At 71.2% G+C, this 16,997-nt stretch carries 18 protein-coding genes; 7 read left to right on the forward strand and 11 right to left on the reverse strand.

Annotation, left to right across the window (positions count from 1 at the left end; genetic code table 11):
• Window positions 1-38 precede the first annotated feature (38 nt).
• From TR33_RS12035 to TR33_RS12045, 4 genes are all read right to left on the reverse strand, one after another.
• A complete protein-coding gene (locus TR33_RS12035; RefSeq protein WP_042283156.1) occupies window positions 39-1,526 on the reverse strand; it encodes a leucyl aminopeptidase in 1,488 nt (495 codons plus the stop codon).
• A 95-nt stretch (window positions 1,527-1,621) separates the two neighbouring features.
• A complete protein-coding gene (locus TR33_RS26010; RefSeq protein WP_014909697.1) occupies window positions 1,622-1,789 on the reverse strand; it encodes a DUF3117 domain-containing protein in 168 nt (55 codons plus the stop codon).
• Between the two features lie 371 nt (window positions 1,790-2,160).
• Window positions 2,161-2,742, reverse strand: a complete 582-nt coding sequence (locus TR33_RS12040; protein WP_042283158.1) for a hypothetical protein — start codon at window positions 2,740-2,742, stop codon at window positions 2,161-2,163.
• Between the two features lie 222 nt (window positions 2,743-2,964).
• On the reverse strand, window positions 2,965-3,504 hold the full coding sequence (locus TR33_RS12045; RefSeq protein WP_187294527.1) for a hypothetical protein: 540 nt from the start codon (window positions 3,502-3,504) through the stop codon (window positions 2,965-2,967).
• 63 nt (window positions 3,505-3,567) lie between these two features.
• On the opposite strand from TR33_RS12045, the gene TR33_RS12050 reads away from it, so the two are divergent.
• Window positions 3,568-3,972: a hypothetical protein gene (locus TR33_RS12050; protein WP_017533435.1), complete on the forward strand. Its 405-nt coding sequence runs from the start codon at window positions 3,568-3,570 to the stop codon at window positions 3,970-3,972.
• A gap of 28 nt (window positions 3,973-4,000) precedes the next feature.
• Here the strand turns inward: TR33_RS12050 and TR33_RS12055 are convergent, their stop codons facing one another.
• The 3 genes from TR33_RS12055 to TR33_RS12065 form a co-directional block, all read right to left on the reverse strand.
• Window positions 4,001-4,777, reverse strand: a complete 777-nt coding sequence (locus tag TR33_RS12055; RefSeq protein ID WP_187294528.1) for an LOG family protein — start codon at window positions 4,775-4,777, stop codon at window positions 4,001-4,003.
• Between the two features lie 96 nt (window positions 4,778-4,873).
• A complete protein-coding gene (gene dapE / locus TR33_RS12060) occupies window positions 4,874-5,938 on the reverse strand; it encodes a succinyl-diaminopimelate desuccinylase (protein ID WP_042283240.1) in 1,065 nt (354 codons plus the stop codon).
• A 151-nt stretch (window positions 5,939-6,089) separates the two neighbouring features.
• Window positions 6,090-6,926 carry a 2,3,4,5-tetrahydropyridine-2,6-dicarboxylate N-succinyltransferase gene (locus TR33_RS12065; protein ID WP_014912853.1) on the reverse strand — a complete coding sequence of 279 codons (837 nt, stop codon included), beginning with the start codon at window positions 6,924-6,926 and terminating at the stop codon, window positions 6,090-6,092.
• Window positions 6,927-7,193: 267 nt separating this feature from the next.
• Between TR33_RS12065 and TR33_RS12070 the strand changes: the two genes are divergently transcribed.
• Both TR33_RS12070 and TR33_RS12075 read left to right on the forward strand, forming a co-directional pair.
• Window positions 7,194-8,066, forward strand: a complete 873-nt coding sequence (locus TR33_RS12070) for a hypothetical protein (RefSeq protein WP_017533433.1) — start codon at window positions 7,194-7,196, stop codon at window positions 8,064-8,066.
• A gap of 45 nt (window positions 8,067-8,111) precedes the next feature.
• Window positions 8,112-8,447: a VOC family protein gene (locus tag TR33_RS12075; RefSeq protein WP_017533432.1), complete on the forward strand. Its 336-nt coding sequence runs from the start codon at window positions 8,112-8,114 to the stop codon at window positions 8,445-8,447.
• A gap of 48 nt (window positions 8,448-8,495) precedes the next feature.
• Here the strand turns inward: TR33_RS12075 and dapC are convergent, their stop codons facing one another.
• Window positions 8,496-9,608, reverse strand: coding sequence for a succinyldiaminopimelate transaminase (gene dapC / locus TR33_RS12080; protein ID WP_026124793.1), 1,113 nt, complete (start codon window positions 9,606-9,608; stop codon window positions 8,496-8,498).
• Window positions 9,609-9,766: 158 nt separating this feature from the next.
• Complete coding sequence (fdxA, locus tag TR33_RS12085; protein WP_014908468.1) at window positions 9,767-10,087, reverse strand: ferredoxin; 321 nt, start codon at window positions 10,085-10,087, stop codon at window positions 9,767-9,769.
• Between the two features lie 181 nt (window positions 10,088-10,268).
• Here fdxA and TR33_RS12090 point away from each other — a divergent pair, with 181 nt between their 5' ends.
• The 3 genes from TR33_RS12090 to TR33_RS12100 all read left to right on the forward strand — a co-directional run bounded on the left by TR33_RS12090 (window position 10,269) and on the right by TR33_RS12100 (window position 13,184).
• The gene (locus TR33_RS12090; protein WP_017533430.1) at window positions 10,269-10,514 is read left to right on the forward strand and encodes a putative acetyltransferase; all 246 of its coding nucleotides are present in this window, start codon (window positions 10,269-10,271) and stop codon (window positions 10,512-10,514) included.
• 163 nt (window positions 10,515-10,677) lie between these two features.
• Window positions 10,678-12,039 (forward strand): hypothetical protein, encoded by a 1,362-nt coding sequence (locus TR33_RS12095; RefSeq protein WP_014909873.1) that lies wholly within the window; start codon window positions 10,678-10,680, stop codon window positions 12,037-12,039.
• 101 nt (window positions 12,040-12,140) lie between these two features.
• The gene (locus tag TR33_RS12100) at window positions 12,141-13,184 is read left to right on the forward strand and encodes a site-2 protease family protein (RefSeq protein ID WP_042283160.1); all 1,044 of its coding nucleotides are present in this window, start codon (window positions 12,141-12,143) and stop codon (window positions 13,182-13,184) included.
• 6 nt (window positions 13,185-13,190) lie between these two features.
• Here the strand turns inward: TR33_RS12100 and TR33_RS12105 are convergent, their stop codons facing one another.
• Window positions 13,191-13,712: a hypothetical protein gene (locus TR33_RS12105; RefSeq protein ID WP_234305831.1), complete on the reverse strand. Its 522-nt coding sequence runs from the start codon at window positions 13,710-13,712 to the stop codon at window positions 13,191-13,193.
• 45 nt (window positions 13,713-13,757) lie between these two features.
• Window positions 13,758-14,624 (reverse strand): N-acetyl-1-D-myo-inositol-2-amino-2-deoxy-alpha-D-glucopyranoside deacetylase, encoded by an 867-nt coding sequence (mshB, locus tag TR33_RS12110; protein ID WP_193789587.1) that lies wholly within the window; start codon window positions 14,622-14,624, stop codon window positions 13,758-13,760.
• Window positions 14,625-14,746: 122 nt separating this feature from the next.
• On the opposite strand from mshB, the gene TR33_RS12115 reads away from it, so the two are divergent.
• Window positions 14,747-16,927: a S9 family peptidase gene (locus tag TR33_RS12115; protein WP_017533426.1), complete on the forward strand. Its 2,181-nt coding sequence runs from the start codon at window positions 14,747-14,749 to the stop codon at window positions 16,925-16,927.
• The last annotated feature ends 70 nt before the right edge of the window (window positions 16,928-16,997 follow it).

The following is a 16,997-nucleotide window of genomic DNA, read 5'->3' on the forward strand; positions in this document are numbered from 1 at the left end:
GACGATGTGATCGTCCGGACCCCGCGAGAGAACGTCCGTCAGCGCTCGGCGAGCCAGCGCAGCAGGGTCCGCGTGGTGAAGGCGGTCCCGCCCTTGCTCAGCAGACCGCTCTCCTTCATGGAACGGCCCGGACCCGCGATGTCCAGGTGGGCCCAGGGCAGCCCGCCGGTGAACTCGCGGAGGAACAGCGCGGCGTCGGTCGCCCCGGCCGGGCCGAGTTCACGACGTGTCCCGATGTTGGCCAGGTCGGCCACCCGGGACTCGGTCGTGGGCACGTACTCCTCGGTGAGCGGCATCCGCCACAGCGGCTCGCCCGCGGCGTCGGCCGCCTTCGTCAGCTCCGCCGCGACCTCGTCGTCGTTGCTGTACAGGGCGCCCATGCCGGTGCCCAGCGCCACCTTGGCCGCGCCGGTCAGGGTGGCCACATCCACCAGCAGATCCGGCTCCAGCTCGGAGGAGGCGTAGCCCAGGGCGTCGGCCAGGACCAGACGTCCCTCGGCGTCGGAGTTGAGCACCTCGACGGTCTTGCCCGTGTAGGTGGTCAGCACGTCGCCGATACGGGTGGCGTCGCCGGAGATGGAGTTCTCCGCCAGCGCCAGCAGACCGGTGACCTTGGTCCGAACACCCAGGTCCCGCAGGGCCGAGAGGACCGCCAGGACGATCGCCGAGCCGCTCATGTCGGTCTTCATCAGCGACATGTTCTCGTTCGGCTTGAGCGAGAGACCGCCGGTGTCGAAGATGATGCCCTTGCCCGCCAGGACCACGTGCCCGACGGGGTTCTCCGGGGTGTAGGTCAAGCGCACCAGACGCGAGGCGCGGGACGAACCCTGACCGACGGCGAGGATCGCGCCGAACCCCTCGTCCTGAAGGTCCTTCTCGTCCCAGACCCGGACGGAGAGCTCCGCCTTCTCGGCCACCTCCCGGGCCCGGGAGGCCATCCACTCCGGGTCCTTGGTCAGGGAGGGGGTGTTGATCAGGTCCCGGGCCAGGGCCGTGGCCTCGGCCAGGCGAGCGCCCCGGGTCAGGGCCTCGGCGACGGCGTCGGTGGCGCCGACCACCTCGATCCGTTCGGCGGGGCGCCGGTCCTCGGGAACCGGCTCGGACTTCATCGTGAACGTGTAGGAGGCCAGGAGGGCACCCTCGGCGAAGGCCGTCGCGGCCTCACCGTCGGCGCCGGGCCAGGCCAGGGCCACACGTCCGTCGCCCCGAGCGGCCCGGGCGAGGACGGCGCCGGCCTTCCGGAGGTCGGCGGGGCTGCCCGAACCGACTCCGAGAAGGGCCAGACCGACCAGGCCCCCGTCCCGGGACACCGGGAACCGGGAGAGCTCACCGGGTGCTCCGGTGAGCGAATAGTGAGCGAACAGCTCGGTGAGCGGGGCCGGAAGGGCCGATGTCAGTCCGCCGTCGGCGACACCCTCGGCCGCCTCGGGGCCTTCCCCTCCCGTGAGAACGGGGAGGACCAGCAGGTCCGCGGTGGATTCGGCGAGGGTCCCCGGCCGGGGACGGATCTCCGTGGCGAAAGGCACAGCCGCTCACAATCGTTCGCTCGTCATGGGAGGTGTGGAACCTCGGGGGTCATCGGGGCGTTCCGGCCCGGTGGGGGAGATTCGATCGGTCGGAGTTACCCGACGACGCCCTGGAGCGCGTCACGCAGTTCGGTCGCCTCGTCGGGCGTCAGTTCGACGACCAGACGGCCTCCGCCCTCGAGCGGTACCCGCATGATGATGCCGCGACCCTCCTTGGTGACCTCCATCGGCCCGTCACTGGTCCTCGGCTTCATCGCCGCCATGCCATTCCCCTTTCTAGGTGTTCCTCGTGTCAGGGCCGCCCCACGATGTCGGCGCCGATCCACGTGTGTGTCCCGGATCCGCGGCCGTGGGCCGGGTTCGTGTGACTCGTGCCCATGTGACTTAAGGGACGTGAATCACTCTTCGCCCATTATCTCGGAGGTCGGCCCGTGTATGTGCGCCAGGCGACAGTCGGACCGCCACCGATAACGAGGAGGCTTCGATCAGTAAGGTTATATCGATCCCGCCCGACACCCGATCTCGACGAGCGCGTTACGCGCTCCGACGGCCCTGTCCTCAGGGGTTCCGGTGGTGTTCGGACGTCTTCCGGAAGAAGGGATCCGGCCGAGACCGGGGTCCGCCTCGCGCGTTCTCAGTCCAGGGTTCCGGTGGAGACCATGCGCGTCCCCTCGCGGGTGATCGAGGCCCATTCCGCGTTGAGTCCCGGGCCCGAGTCGGGCCACAGGGTCAGTTCGGCCTCGTCCACGCAGCGTTCGTCGGGATCGGCGATCTCGGTGTAGGTGTACACCAGCCGGTCCCCGTCGCGCGCGGACAGTTCCAGCGTGCCGGAGCAGGAGAAGGTGGTCCAGGAACTGGTGCCGCGTTCGGCCCCGTCCTCGATCCGCACCTCGGCGTCCCACTCCGCCACCGGTCGGCCGTCGGTGTCGACCTGGTTCATCCGCCCCGACCAGGACCCGACGAACTCCTCGGGGTCGGAGGTGACCGTGGCCGGCCCCTCGTCGGAGGGGCCCCACAGGGTCCATGCGGCGGCCGTTCCTCCGGCCGCCAGCACGAGCGCGAAGGTCACCACGGCCAGCCGGGTGAAGCGGCGCCGACGCTTGCCGGAGTGCCGGTTCGAGCGGGGCGGCGGCCATAGGGACATCTGGCGCACCGGGGTGGGGGAGCTCCCCGATCCGTCCTCCTCGCCCGCCCTGAGTTCGGCTGCTGTGTCCATCCTCGCCATCCTCACCGATGGTCCGCCCCGCTCCGGCGGAGCGGGGGTACGCATGTACAGCGAACGAGAATAGAGCACACGGACCACCCCCCTCGGACCACGAGGGGGGTGAGGGTGTGACGCACGGCATCCCGTTCTCGGCCGCGTCGAGGCGTGTCACGGCTCTTCCGCGCCGCTCACCGGCAGGGTCCGAGCCGACGAACGCGCCGTTCGGGAGACGGTTCAGGGACGCTCTTCGCCCCGGCCACCGCCGACGGTGGCGCCGTCCCCCTCGGGGGCGTACTCGGCCGGGTCCACGGGGGCCTCGACCCGGTCCGTCCTCGGCTCCGTCGCCTCGGCCTCGGCGGCCCGCTCCACGTTCGCGTCCTCGTCCTTCGGCGTGATCTCCTCGACGCCCTCCGGGAAGTCGCCCGGCAGGTGGGCGCCGGGCGCGGGGCCGGTGCCCTGCGGCACGTAGGAGGGGTCGAGGCGGGCCAGACGCCATTCCAGGTCCGCGATGCGTTCCTCACGCTCGCGCAGGGTGGAGGTCAACCTCAGCAGCAGGGCGTCCACCGCCCGCACGTGGTAGCCCCACAGCGACAACGGCAACAGCAGGCCGGACAGGTCACGGGAGCCGACCGGGCGCCCATCGGGCAGGTCCAGTGGGGGGAAGTCGGCCTCGAACCGGGCGAGCCCCCCGCCCTTGCCGAGTACGACGTAGACCACTCCCACGAGGACGGCGAGCGCGGCGACGGCGACCAGGATCATGATGAAGTAGGGCACGGCTCCGATCGTGCCACACACGTCCCCTGTCCCGGGAGTGCCGGAGCGTGGGAGACTCGGCGGGTGCCGAACGAACCCTTCCGAGTCCTGACACCCGAGGAGCTCGCGACCGCCGAGGGCTCCTCCGCCGACCCGGTCGTCTCCCGCGCGATCGACGCCGGGCGCCGACCGTCGACGGCCCGGGTCGAGGAGTTGGCGGCGTCGGGTACCCCGGTCCTGGTCCGCTGCGACCCGGCCCCCGAGACGAGTGCCGCCCCGGCCGAGCCGACCACCGTCCCGGCACCCGCCCTGGCGGGCACGGTCCCGGTGGAGGCGGCCGAGGAGGTCGCGCTCGCCTCGGTCTACGCCTGGGCCGGTGCGCGGGTGTTCGTCACCGACCATCCCGAGCGGGTGCGTCGGGCCCTGGACATGGTCGCGTCGATCCGAGGCGAGCGTCCGCCCGCCGCCGTCCGCCGCGGCCTGGTCTGAGCCCGGCCCCGCCCTTCCGTCTTCCGGATCAGCTCGACGGGCCGGGGCGGTCCCGCTCGAACGTGTCCTCCAGGTGGCGGTGGGACCGCTGGATCACGGAGATCACCTCGTCGGGATCGTCGGTCATGTACAGCAGGTCCATGTCCTGGGGCGAGATGAGGTTGTGCTTGAGCAGGCTGGACTCGACCCAGTCGCGCAGACCGCCCCAGAACTCGGTGCCCACTAGCACCACGGGGAAACGCGTCACCTTCTTGGTCTGGACCAGGGTGATGGCCTCGAACAGCTCGTCCAGGGTGCCGAACCCGCCGGGCAGTACCACGAAGGCCTGCGAGTACTTCACGAACATCGTCTTGCGGACGAAGAAGTACCGGAAGGTGACGCCCATGTCGACATAGGGGTTGAGGGACTGCTCGAAGGGCAGCTCGATCCCGAGCCCGACGGACAGACCGCCCGCCTGCTGGGCCCCCTTGTTGGCCGCCTCCATCATGCCGGGGCCGCCCCCGGTGATGGTGGCGTAGCCCGCCTCCGCGAGCCGGGCCCCGACCTGCTCGCCCAGCCGGTAGTACTCGCTGTCCGGCCGGATCCGCGCCGAGCCGAAGACGCTCACCGCGGAGGGGAGCTCCGACAGCAGCCCGAAGCCCTCGACGAACTCCGACTGGATGCGCAGTACCCGCCAGGGGTCGGTGTGCACCCAGTCGGTGGGGCCCCTGCGGTCGAGCAGACGCTGGTCGGTGGTGGTGGCGGGGATGGCGCTGCCGCGGTAGGTGAGCGGTCCGGCGCGCCTCACGTTCTCTTCTTCCGTCATGCACGTAAAACTATCCGGACGGAGGCGCCTCACACCTGAATCGCGTGTGACCCGCGGGTGGCCACTGATGGCCGCCGCGGGTCACGCGCTCGGGGGTCAGTCCCGGGCGGTGAGCCAGGCGACCATGCGCTCCTCGGCCTCGCGGATCTGCGAGATCGTCGCGTACTCGTCCCTGGTGTGGGCCAGCATCGGGTCGCCAGGACCGTAGTTGACGGCGGGAACGCCCAGCTCGGAGAAGCGGGAGACGTCGGTCCAACCGAGCTTGGCGCGCGCCCGGCCGTCCCCCACCGCGGTGACGAACGCGGCGGCCGAGGGGTCGTCCAGTCCGGGGCGGGCCGGGGCGGCGGAGTCGGTGAGGGTCACCTCGAAGCCGGCGAACACCTCGCGCAGGTGCGCCTCGGCCTCGGCCGGAGAACGGTCCGGGGCGTAGCGGTAGTTGACCTTGACCACGCACTCGTCGGGGATGACGTTGCCGGCCACGCCGCCTTCGATGAACACGGCGTTGAGACCCTCGTGGAAGGCCAGACCCTCGACCTCGGGCTGTCGAGGCGTGTAGGCGCGCAGGACGTCCAGGATCGCCCCGGCCTTGTGGACGGCGTTCTCGCCCTTCCAGGAGCGGGCGCTGTGGGCGCGCTTGCCGGTGGCCTTCACGTCCACGCGCATGGTGCCCTGGCAGCCGCCCTCGATCATGCCGTCGGTGGGCTCCATGAGGATCGCGAAGTCGCCGGCCAGCCACTCGGGGTGGTTGCGGCTCAACCGCAGGAGGCCGTTGAGGGAGGCGTCGACCTCCTCGTTGTCGTAGAAGACGAAGGTGAGGTCGTGGACCGGCTCGGTGACCAGGGCGGCCAGCTTGAGCTGGACGGCCACACCGGCCTTCATGTCCGAGGTTCCGCACCCGTAGAGCCGGTCGCCGTCCACGTGGGAGGGCACGTTGTCGACGATCGGCACGGTGTCGAGGTGACCGGCGATCACGACACGACGGCCGCGTCCCAGTTCGGTGCGGGCGACGACCGCGTCGCCGTCACGGGTGACCGTGAGGTGGGAGAGGGTCGACAGCGCGTTCTCGACCGCGTCGGCGAGGTTCTTCTCGTCACCGCTCTCGGAACGGATGTCCACGAGGGCGGCGGTCAGGTCCGCCACGTCCGAGGTCAGGTCCAGCATGGTGTCGCCCCGTTTCACTGGGTGTGGGTTCGCGTCCTGTTCGGTGCGTGCGCGCCCCGAGTGCGCGGCAGGCACCTGGAACACCCTAGAACACGCGACGGGGCGCCCTCCCACGTGCGGAAGGACGCCCCGGATCCGAACGCGTCGGACGTCAGGCGTTGACGCCGTGCTCGCGCAGGAGGTCGTTCAGGGCGAGCTTGTCGTGCTCCTGCCCCTCCTCCAGACGCTTGAGCACCAGCAGCACCGGCATACCGAAGTCGCCGCCGGGGAAGCTCTTGGTCCGGTTGGCGGTGACGCACACCGACCAGGCCGGGGCCTCGCCGCGCGCCAGTTCCTCACCGGTCTCGGCGTCGAAGACGCGCGTGGAGGAGGTGAGGATGGTGCCCGCGCCGAGCTTGGCGCCCTTGCGCACCCGGGCGCCCTCGACGACCATGCTGCGCGAGCCCAGGAAGGCCTCGTCCTCGATGATCACCGGGGAGGCCTGCGGGGGCTCCAGGACGCCGCCGACGCCCACGCCACCGGACAGGTGGACGTTCTCGCCGACCTGCGCGCAGGAACCGACGGTCGCCCAGGTGTCGACCATGGTGCCCGAGCCGACGTAGGCGCCGATGTTGGTGAAGGACGGCATGAGGACCACGCCGGGGGCCAGGTAGGAGCCCCAGCGGGCGATCGCGCCGGCGACGACGCGGACACCGTCGAAGCGGGTCTTCAGCGGCATGCGGTCGTGGTGGTAGAAGTCGCCGACCGTCGACTCCTTCATGTCCAGGACCTTGAAGCCGAGGAGGATGGAACGCTTGGCGCGCTCGTCGACCACCACACCGTCGGTGGCGGGGTCGACGAAGGCCACACGGGCCTTGCCCTCGTCGATCTGGTCGATGGCGCCGGTGATGATCTCACGCGCCTCGGAGTGGTCGGGGGTCAGTTCGGAGCGCCGCTCCCAGAGTTCGTCGATCTGGTCGGGCAGCGGACTGGTGTACGAGCTGGTCATGTGAACCCACGTTAGTCGCTCATCGGGGGTGGGCCGTATCCACCCCGCCCACCTGTGGCGAGGGATCGGTCACCGGGGCGGCCCCGCCTCGGGAAGCCTTCCTATGAGTCTTCGTAGCTCCTACTACAATGCGGCCGAGGCCCGCCGGCCGCCCTCCTCACGGAATCCCTCCGAAGGATCTCCCCGGCGGCCCGGCGCACGGCCTCGGCCCCGCACGCCGCGGGGGCGATACGTGCGTCCCACCCGTCGCCGACCCTTGGTTCGCCCGTGCCCAGTAAACGCAGGAAGTTCTCCGCGTTCGCCAAGATCCTCCTCATCCTGACCTTCGTCTGCTCCCTGTTCGTGGCCGGCGCCTACTACGTGCTGACCACGTTCGAGCCGTTGAACACGGAGGAGGCTCCCGAGCCCGGATGCCGTCTGACGCTGTCGGACGGCACCTACGACCTGGAAGCGGACCAGGCCGTGAACATGACGACCGTCGGCGGTGTCGCGTACAGCCGGGACCTGCCCGAGGAGGCGGTGACCGTCGCCTACGCGACCGTGTGGCAGGAATCGCGCTTCTACAACATCGGGTACGGGGACCGGGACTCGGTGGGTCTGTTCCAGCAGCGCCCGTCCCAGGAATGGGGCGACCCCGAGGAGATCATGGACCCGGTGTTCGCCAGCCGGTCGTTCTACGACGCGCTGATCGAGGTGGACGGCTGGGAGGACATGCCGGTCTACGAGGCCGCGCAGCAGGTGCAGCGCAGCGCCCACGGGTTCGCCTACGACCAGCACGAGGCCCTGTCCAGGAGGATGGCCGAGGCCTTCACCGGCGGCGAGGGGACCGACGTGACCTGCTGGTTCGACGCGGAGACGGCGGAGGCGCTGCGCGAGGGCGAGGCCGACACGGCCGGGGCCGAGGAGGAGATCGCCCGGGTGTTCGGCACCGATCCGGCCGTCCTTCCGGTGGACTCCGAGCCGAGGACCGGCGACCTCGGTCGGGCGATGGCCCAGTGGGCCGTGACGCACGCCGAGGAGTACGGTCTGTCCTCCGTGAGCTACGAGAACCTGCGGTGGCGCGCCTCGGACGGCATGGACGGCGCCGAGCAGTGGACCGAGCTGGAGGAGGGCACCGACGGACGCCTCGTGCTCCGCTAGTCGACGCCCTAGGATCCGGCGTATGAGACCGGGAACCATCGACCAGTGGGTCATCGACGCCGTCGCCCCTCCGCCCTCGCCCGCTTCTGGGCCGAACTCTTGGGAGGCGTCCCGGTGGACCGGCCCGACGGGTGGTCCTACGTCGACCTACCGGGGGCGCCCCGATTGTCCTTCCAACCCACGGACGAGCCCGAGAGGACGCCTCACCGCGTCCACGCGGACGTGCGTGTGACCGACATCGCCGAGTCGGCGGAGCGGCTGCTCGCGCTGGGGGCGACCGCCGTGGGCGAGACCGCCACCGACGCCCAGGGGGCGTTCCGGGTCATGCGCGACCCCGAAGGGAACGAGTTCTGCCTGGTCCGTCCGACCGGACGCCCTTGAGCACCGCCGGGCGCCGGGGAGACCCCCGACGCCCGGACGGGCCTCACATCACTTCGCCAAGCGCTCGACGGCGGCGTCGACACGCTCGTCGGTGGCGGTGAAGGCCACCCGTACGTGACCTTCGCCCGCCGTGCCGTAGAAAGCGCCCGGGGCGACCAGGACGCCGCGTTCGGCGAGCGCGCCCACCGCCCCCCAGGAATCGTGGTCCGGGTGGCTCGCCCACAGGTACAGGCCGGCCTGGGAGTGCTCGATCCGCCAGCCCGCGCCCTCGAAGGCCGCGCGCAGCCGGGCACGGCGGGCGCGGTAACGCTCCTTCTGCTCGGCCGCGTGGGCGTCGTCGTCCAAAGCCGCGCGCATGGCCGCCTGGACCGGGGCGGGAACGATCATCCCGGCGTGCTTGCGCACCGCCAACAGTTCCGCGACCAACTCGGGGTCGCCCGCGACGAAGGCCGCGCGGTACCCCGCGAGGTTGGAACGCTTGGACAGCGAGTGCACGGCCAGCAGGTTCTCGTGCGAACCGCCGCAGACGTCCGGGTGCAGGATCGAGATCGGCTCGGCGTCCTCCTCCCAGCCCAGGTCGAGGTAGCACTCGTCGGAGGCGACGATGGCGCCGTGCTCGCGGGCCCAGGCCACCACCTTGCGCAGGTGGTCCTTGCCCAGGACCCGCCCGGTCGGGTTGGCGGGGGAGTTCACCCACACCAGTCGTACCGGGGCCGGACCGAGCGCGGTGAGGCCGTCGGTGGCCACCGGGGTGGCTCCGGCGATCCGTGCCCCCACGTCATAGGTGGGGTAGGCCAGCTCGGGCAGGACCACCGTGTCGCCCTCGCCCAGGCCGAGCAGGGTCGGCAGCCAGGCCACCAGCTCCTTGGAGCCCACCGTCGGCAGCACCGCGCCCTCGGCCACGCGCACGCCGTGGCGGCGCTCCAGCCAGCCCTGGATGGAGGCGCGCAGCTCGGGCGTCCCCCAGGTCAGCGGATATCCGGGCGAATCCGCAGCGGCGGCCAGCGCCTCGCGCAGGTTCGCCGGGACCGGGTCGACCGGGGTGCCGACGGACAGGTCGACGATGCCGTCGGGGTGGGCCGAGGCCGTCGTCTTGTACGGCGTCAGACGGTCCCAGGGAAAGGTCGGGAGACGATCGGTCACCGGTCGCCGTTCACCCATCGGGGCGTTCTCCATCCTGTTCGGAAGCTGTGGTTCCTTCTCCGCACAACAGCGTCGCGCCGACCCCGCCTCGGGGATCGGCGCGACACATCACGCTCGGGGCAGGCCTCACGCCCACGCGACCTCTGCGCCAAGGGGATGCGTTGGCGTAGCGTCGCTCACTCGGCCTGCGGAGGAAGCTTGGCGACGATCGGGTGGTCGCGGTCGATCTTGCCGACCTTGGAGGCGCCGCCCGGCGAGCCGAGGTCGTCGAAGAAGTCGACGTTGGCCTTGTAGAACTCGGACCACTGCTCGGGCAGGTCGTCCTCGTAGTAGATGGCCTCGACGGGGCACACCGGCTCGCACGCACCACAGTCAACGCACTCGTCCGGGTGGATGTAGAGCATGCGGTCGCCCTCGTAGATACAGTCCACGGGGCACTCGTCGATGCACGCCTTGTCCAGAACATCAACACAGGGTTGCGCGATGACGTAGGTCACGTCGTACTCCTTGTCTCACCCCCGCTCACCCACGGGGGAGGCGGGGACCTTCAGAGTTCCCGGGGCCACGATCGACGTGCGGGCGTCGCCCGTGCTCCCGGCTCTGCAAGCTATTGGCACAGATGTCGTCGTCCTAGTATGGCGCCGGACGACATTCGGCGCACACTCGGGGGCGGGAATCATGCACTTGCGGGGCCGGCTGGTCCACAGAATCACACGGGATGACGTCGGTCGGCGCGTCTCCCTGCGAATCACCCTCCCCGAAGGGGACTTCACCGATATCGTCGGTGTGGTGGAGTCCTGGTCCGAGGGGATCCTCACCGTGCGCCGCAGGGACGAGTCGACGGTCGAGGTCGCCGAGAACGCCATCGTCGCCAGCCGTGTCGTTCCCCCCGTACCCCCACGACGGCGGGGTGAGCGTTCCTAGACCCCACATCACGGCATTCTTCACCCTTTCCCGGGTAGGAGAGGCTGAGCCCTGTCGACGGCGCCCCCCAACCGTGACCTCGGGCCGACAACGAAGCACCGTGCCCGGACGTCCTGTTCCCCGGACGGACGGGCCCTAGGCACGCGGGGAGGTGGTGCCCACCATGAGGGAGGCGGTCGCGTCGGCTCTCGCCGAACTGGCCCGTAGGGACGAGCGGTCGGCGGAGATGGCGGCCATTGCACTGCACACCCTGGCCCCGGAGCAGGATCTCGAACGGCTCCATCAACACGCCGTCCAGCGTCTCTGCTGGTACGAACTCCCCCTCAGGTTCCAGAACTCCCCCGAGGACCGTCGGCTGGCCGTGGGTTCCCTGGGGCGACTGTTCCAACTCCTCGAACTGTTCCGCTACGCCGGTGTCTGTTCCTCCCCCGAGACCGCCGCCCTGCTGGACCTGTACGAACGCGACCACAACGCCGCCCTGGCCATGTACGAGCGGCTCATGTGGGAATCCGGGGTGGAGCCCCCCGACCTTCCCGAACTGACCTGGGGCACCGCCGTCGGCGACGTGGAACTGACCGTGCGCGGCGAGACCGCCGCGGCCCTGGAGTTGGCGGTCTCCCTCGGTGACATCCGGCCGGGCAAGCGCGGCTGGCGACCCGCGCAGGAGCGTTTCGCCCGCTCCTTCCTCACCCAGCCCGACCGGCACGGCCTGAGCCGGCTGGACCGGATCCGCGAGGAGCGTGTCCGCGCCTGGCTGGGCTCTTCCGCCCACCCGCATCGGCAGCACCTGTGGCCTCTGGTCGGACAGATCATCGCCGGAGCGGACACCCCCAGGGACGCCGAGACCGCCATGGCCCCGCTACGCCGTCTGCTCGATCTGGCGGCGGAGGGGATCTCCCTCACCCAGATCGGCTACATCTCCCCCGGCGTGGTCAGACTCATGTGCGAGGACTTCGGCTGGCGCACCACACCCGACCCGCCGCGCAACGAGACCGACGCCACCCAGCTCATCGCTCTGCACCAGGTGCTGAGGTCCATGCGCGCGGTCCGTCGATCCGGACGCCGACTCGAACTCACCCGCCGCGGCAGGCGGCTGCGCGAGGACCCCGATTCCCTGTGGGTCGCCGCCACCGAGGCCCTGGGACGGGGCGGCGGTCTGGAACAGGCCGCCGCGGAGACGCTTCTGGGGCTGCTGCTGACCCGCTCCCCTCAAGGACTGGGGTCCCACGCCCGGCGGGGCACCTCCGACGCCGAGGCCGCCGAGCGGGTGCTCACCGAGTCCGGGTGGCGTCCGTTCGAACCCCCTGTGGCCTCCGGCCGGCACGCGGCCGCGCACCGCCGCACGGCCGAGAACTCCTCCGATCGGATACGCGCCATGGTGATGGCGGTGGGCTGGTTGTTGGAGGCGCTCGGGCTGGTCGTGGGGGACGAGAGCGTGGGCCGCCGTGAACTGACCCCGGTGGGACGATCGTTCGCCCTGGCCTGTCTGCACAGGTCGGCGGTGTCCCCTCGCGCCGTCGTCTGACCCCGCCCGTACGACCACTCCACGTGAGGGCACCCGCTGCGCGGAGCTCGAAATCAGGGCCTAACCTGGAGCGCGAACCACCCGCGACCAGCAGGAGCCTCATGCCCACGCCCGAGTCACCCCAGCAGACGGAACCCGAGAACACGACCGTTCCCGACGCCGAGGACCCCGGCAGCGGCGACGAGGCCCGCTCCGCCGATCCGTGGTCCCGGATGCCCGAGGACGCCCTGAACAGATCGGGGGTCGGGGCGGACGAGGACGGCGGTTCCGAGGAGGGACGCGAGGGCGACGCGACCGACTCCGATGAGTCCGATGAGACGCCCGAGAGCGCGGAGTCCGACACCCCCTCGCGGGGACCGGCCGACTTCCTGCCCAGCCCCCTCTTCCTGCTCGTCCTGGGCCTGGCCGGGTTCGCGGGCTGGCTGTCCTGGCGCGCCGTGGAACTGGACTGGGCCGCCGACGGCGCGGCGGTCACCCCGTTCATCCCGCCCCTGCTCATCCTGCTCGGCTGGATCGTGTCGGTGGCCGTGCACGAGTTCGCCCACGCCCTGGCCGCCTACCTGGCCGGCGATCGTTCCCTGCGGGGAAGCGCCTACCTGCGGCTGAACCCGTTCGGATACCGGCAGGCCTTCGGTGGCCTCGTGCTGCCCACGGCCTACCTGGGGCTGGGCGGATTCGGTCTGAACGGCCCCCCCACCTACGTGGAATGGGAGAACATCCCGGGTCGCGGTCGCCGGGTCATGGTGGCCCTGGCCGGACCGCTGGCGAGCCTGCTGCTGTCCGCGGTGCTGGCGTTCACCGTGTCGATCCTGGTCCCGGCGGGCCAGGACAGCGTGAACTGGGCGATCTCCTCGATGGCCTTCCTGGCCTTCGCCAACATGACCAGCGCGGCGGTCAACCTGCTGCCGCTGCCCGGCCTGGACGGCTACCACGTCCTGGCCGCCTTCCGCGGCACGCGCTGGACCGCGTTCGTGGCGGCCAACGGCCTCTTCTGCTCGATCGCCGTGTTCGCCGTGCTCTGGCTGCCGGTGGTCCGGGACCTCTTCGACGACCTGTTCTACGCGTTGTTCGAGCTGCTCCTGCCCAACCCGGCCATCACCGGGATGATGTTCCACGGCGAGCTGCTGTTGCAGTTCTGGGGCTGAGCGGGCTCAGTCTCCGACGGAGCGGGGCGGATCGGCGGGAGCGTCGATCCGCCCCGCCCCGTTCTCTCCGGTGGTGGGCGCGGGCGGCCACTGGAAGGGCGCCGCGCTGCGCACCACACCGAGGGCCAACGCCACCATCGAGCCGAACAGGAAGACGTAGTTGACGATCGCGTCGGGGAAGATGATGTCCCCGCCGGGCAGATAGCCGATCATGCCCATCAGGGACAGCGCGAAGCCCGCCGAGAATCCCAGCGCCCCGGACTGACGGCGGCTCCCCCAGCCGGCCAGCCGGGTCAGCGCGTACAGCGCCACCAGCAGGAGCAGGACCCCCGCGACGGCCTTGACCTGGGCCAGGCCGCCCAGGGGCCACTCACGGGCGAACCAGGACACCCCGAAGCCGGACAGGACGCCGGTGGCCGTCCCTGTCGCCATCAGGACCAGGAACGACAGCACGGTCACCGTCGGGGACACGAACGAGGGCACGGGACGGCGGCCCTGGGGCTGTGGGGTGGAAACAGGTGTGCTCACGGAAACCGAGGGTAGGCGCTCGGCGGACCGTGGCCGGCCCGAAGCTCACAGACCGGCGAAGAGGTCGGTCTCGTAGCCGTCGGGGCCGGGCTTGGGGGGAGTCCCCATCAGCAGGGTGAAGTACTCGACCGCGTCGATCTCCTGGGCGATGTCGTTGGAGAGGGCGAAGCGCTCCCCCTCGACGGTGATCTGGGTGGCGTGCGCGCGCATCGCCAGGGCCTTGGCCGCCCAGTGGTCGGTGGCGTCGATCCGGGTGGTGACGATCGAGTCCGGGGTGCCTCGGGCGATGTCGGAGACCCGACTCGGCGGGGTGAAGGGCCCCGCCTCCTCGTTGAGGCGGGCGATGGAGGCCTCGATCCGGGAGACCGGCTGCGCGATCGCGTAGAGCCTCTCCACCTTCCAGGGGGCGCCGGGGAGGGTGCGCTCGCCGGCCTTCGCGCAGGCGCGGCGGGTGACCCGGTGGGCCTGGATGTGGTCGGGGTGCCCATAGCCGCCGTGCTCGTCGTAGCTCACGAGCACGTGGGGACGGACCTCGCGGATGATCTCGGCGAGCAGGGCGGCCGGCTCTTCGACGTCCACGCCCCAGAAGGCCTTGGGGTGACGGTTCGTGGGGCCGCCCATCATCCCGGAGTCGCGGTAGTGCCCGGGGCCGCCGAGGAAACGGTGGTCCCGCACCCCCAAGGCCCCGCAGGCCTTGTCCAGCTCCCCGATCCGGTACTCGCCGAGTCGGTCATCACGGTCGGAGGTCAGGTGGGCCAGTTCCGGCGGAATGACCTCCCCCTCCTCGCCCAGGGTGCAGGTCACCAGGGTGACCCCGACCCCCTCGGCCGCGTACTTCGCCAGCGTGGCACCGGTGACGATGCTCTCGTCGTCCGGGTGCGCGTGCACCATCATCAGTCGCCTGTCCATCACCCAGCGAACAATACCCCCCGGACCAGGCCTTCCCTGAACAAAGGCCTGAATTCGACCGGTCCGCTCCCCGGGCGTCGAAGCCGCCGCAGCGCCCCGTCCAGGTGATGGGACACAATCGGCCTATGAGCTTTCCTCGTCAACAGGCCCGGACCCAGCGCTTCACGATCGGGGTCCCCCGCAACTTCCAGATCTCCCCGGACGGGGAGAGCGTCACCTTCCTGCGCGGCCGGAACGGCACCGACACGGCGACCTGCCTGTGGCGGTACACCCCGGAGAACGGCGCGGTGACCGTGCTCGCCGACCCCCGAGAGCTCGGCGCGGACGACGAGAACCTCCCCCCGGAGGAGCGCGCCCGCCGTGAGCGGATGCGCGAGCACGGCGGCGGCATCGTCTCCTACACCGTCGACGACGCCTTCACCCGCGCCGTGTTCACCCTGTCCGGTCGCGTGTTCTACGTCGACCTGGTCGGCGACGACACCGCTCCGCGCGAGCTTCCGGTGGCCACCCCGGCCGTGGACCCGAGGATCGACCCGGCCGGCGACCGGGTGGCCTACGTGCACCAGGGCGCGGTCCGGGTCATCGACATCACCGACAACGGCGACGAGGACCGGGACCGGATCCTCGTGGAGCCGGACGGCGAGCACGTCACCTGGGGTCTGGCCGACCTGGTCTCCGCGGAGGAGATGGGCCGGGTCCGCGGCTTCTGGTGGTCGCCCGACGGCGCCTCCCTCGCGGTGAGCCGCGTCGACGAGTCCGAGGTGAACCGCTGGTTCGTCGGAGACCCGAACCGCCCCGATCGGGAACCGCAGCCGCTGCGCTATCCGGCGGCGGGCACCGCCAACCCGGACGTGCGGCTGGCGGTCGTCTCCGTCCCCTCCCCCACCGCCTACCGGGCCGACGGCCGCCCCACCCCCGCCCCGATCGAGTGGGACCGGGAGGCGCTGCCCTACCTGCCCACCGTGGGTTGGACGACCGGCCCCGACGGGAACCCCACCCTGATCTTCACCGCCCAGAGCCGCGACCAGCGGACCCTCACCCTGTTCAGCTCCGACCCCGCCACCGGACTGGTCTCGGCGGTGCGCACCGAGAGCGACGAGGTGTGGGTGGAGCTCATGCCGGGTGTTCCGGACTTCACCGCCTCGGGAGCCCCGGTGTGGATCGCCCGTGAGGAGGGCACCGGCGCCCGTCGCGTGTACGTGGGCGAGAACGCCGTGAGCGCCGCCGACGTGTACCTGCGGGGCGTGGTGGACGTGGACGGCGACCGGGTACTGTTCTCCGGCTCACCCGAGGGCCGCCCCGGCGACCTGGCGCTGTGGCTGGCCGACACCCGCGAGGGCACCTGCCTTCCGGTGGAGGTACCGGGCGGCGGCGAGGGCGGTCTGCTCTCCGGGCGCCTGCGCGGCGACACCCTGGTGCTCCAGCACCGTTCCCTGGACTTCACCGGGGTGCGCACCCACGTGATCCGCGGCGCGAGCACCGAGACCCGCCGCACGCACGGTGAGATCGAGAGCCTCGCCGAGACCCCCGAACTGCCCGAGCCCCGGGTCGAGACCTGGTTCGCCGGCGAACGTCGCGTCCCCACCTCGCTGCTCCTGCCGTCCTGGTGGAAGGAGGGCGAGGGATCCCTGCCGGTGCTGATGGCCCCCTACGGCGGCCCCCACGCCCAGCGGGTGCTCAACGCGCGCGGCGCCTACCTGACGGCCCAGTGGTTCGCCGAGCAGGGCTTCGCCGTCCTCATCGCGGACGGACGCGGCACCCCGGGCGTGAGCGTGGAGTGGGAGCAGGAGGTCCACCACGACCTGGCCGGCCCGGTGCTGGACGACCAGGTGGCCGCCCTGGAGGACGCGCTCGGCCGGTTCGACTTCCTGGACGCGACCCGGGTGGGCATCCACGGCTGGTCGTTCGGCGGCTACCTGTCCGCGTTGGCGGTCCTGCGCCGCCCGGACGTGTTCCACGCGGCGGTGGCGGGCGCCCCGGTCATCGACTGGGCGCTGTACGACACGCACTACACCGAACGCTACCTGGGCACGCCTCAGGAGCAGAAGGAGGTGTACGAGCGTCTGTCGCTGGTCTCGGACGCCGTAGAACTGCGACGTCCGCTGATGCTCGTCCACGGGCTCATCGACGACAACGTCGTGTTCGCGCACACCCAGCGCATGTCGGAGGCCCTGCTCGCCGCCGGCCGTCCGCACACCGTGCTGCCGCTCGCCGGCGTGACGCACAGCCCCGCCGACCCGGTGACCGCGGAGAACCTGCTGCTGCTCCAGGTCGACTTCCTCAAGGAGAACCTGAAGGGCGCCTAGCGCGCATGGGCCCCGGTGCCGTAACGGCGCCGGGGCCCATCATTTCCGAAGAGGCGGGGACGCCACCTGA

This window comes from Nocardiopsis alba (assembly GCF_000710955.1).
Classification (GTDB): Bacteria; Actinomycetota; Actinomycetes; order Streptosporangiales; family Streptosporangiaceae; genus Nocardiopsis; species Nocardiopsis alba.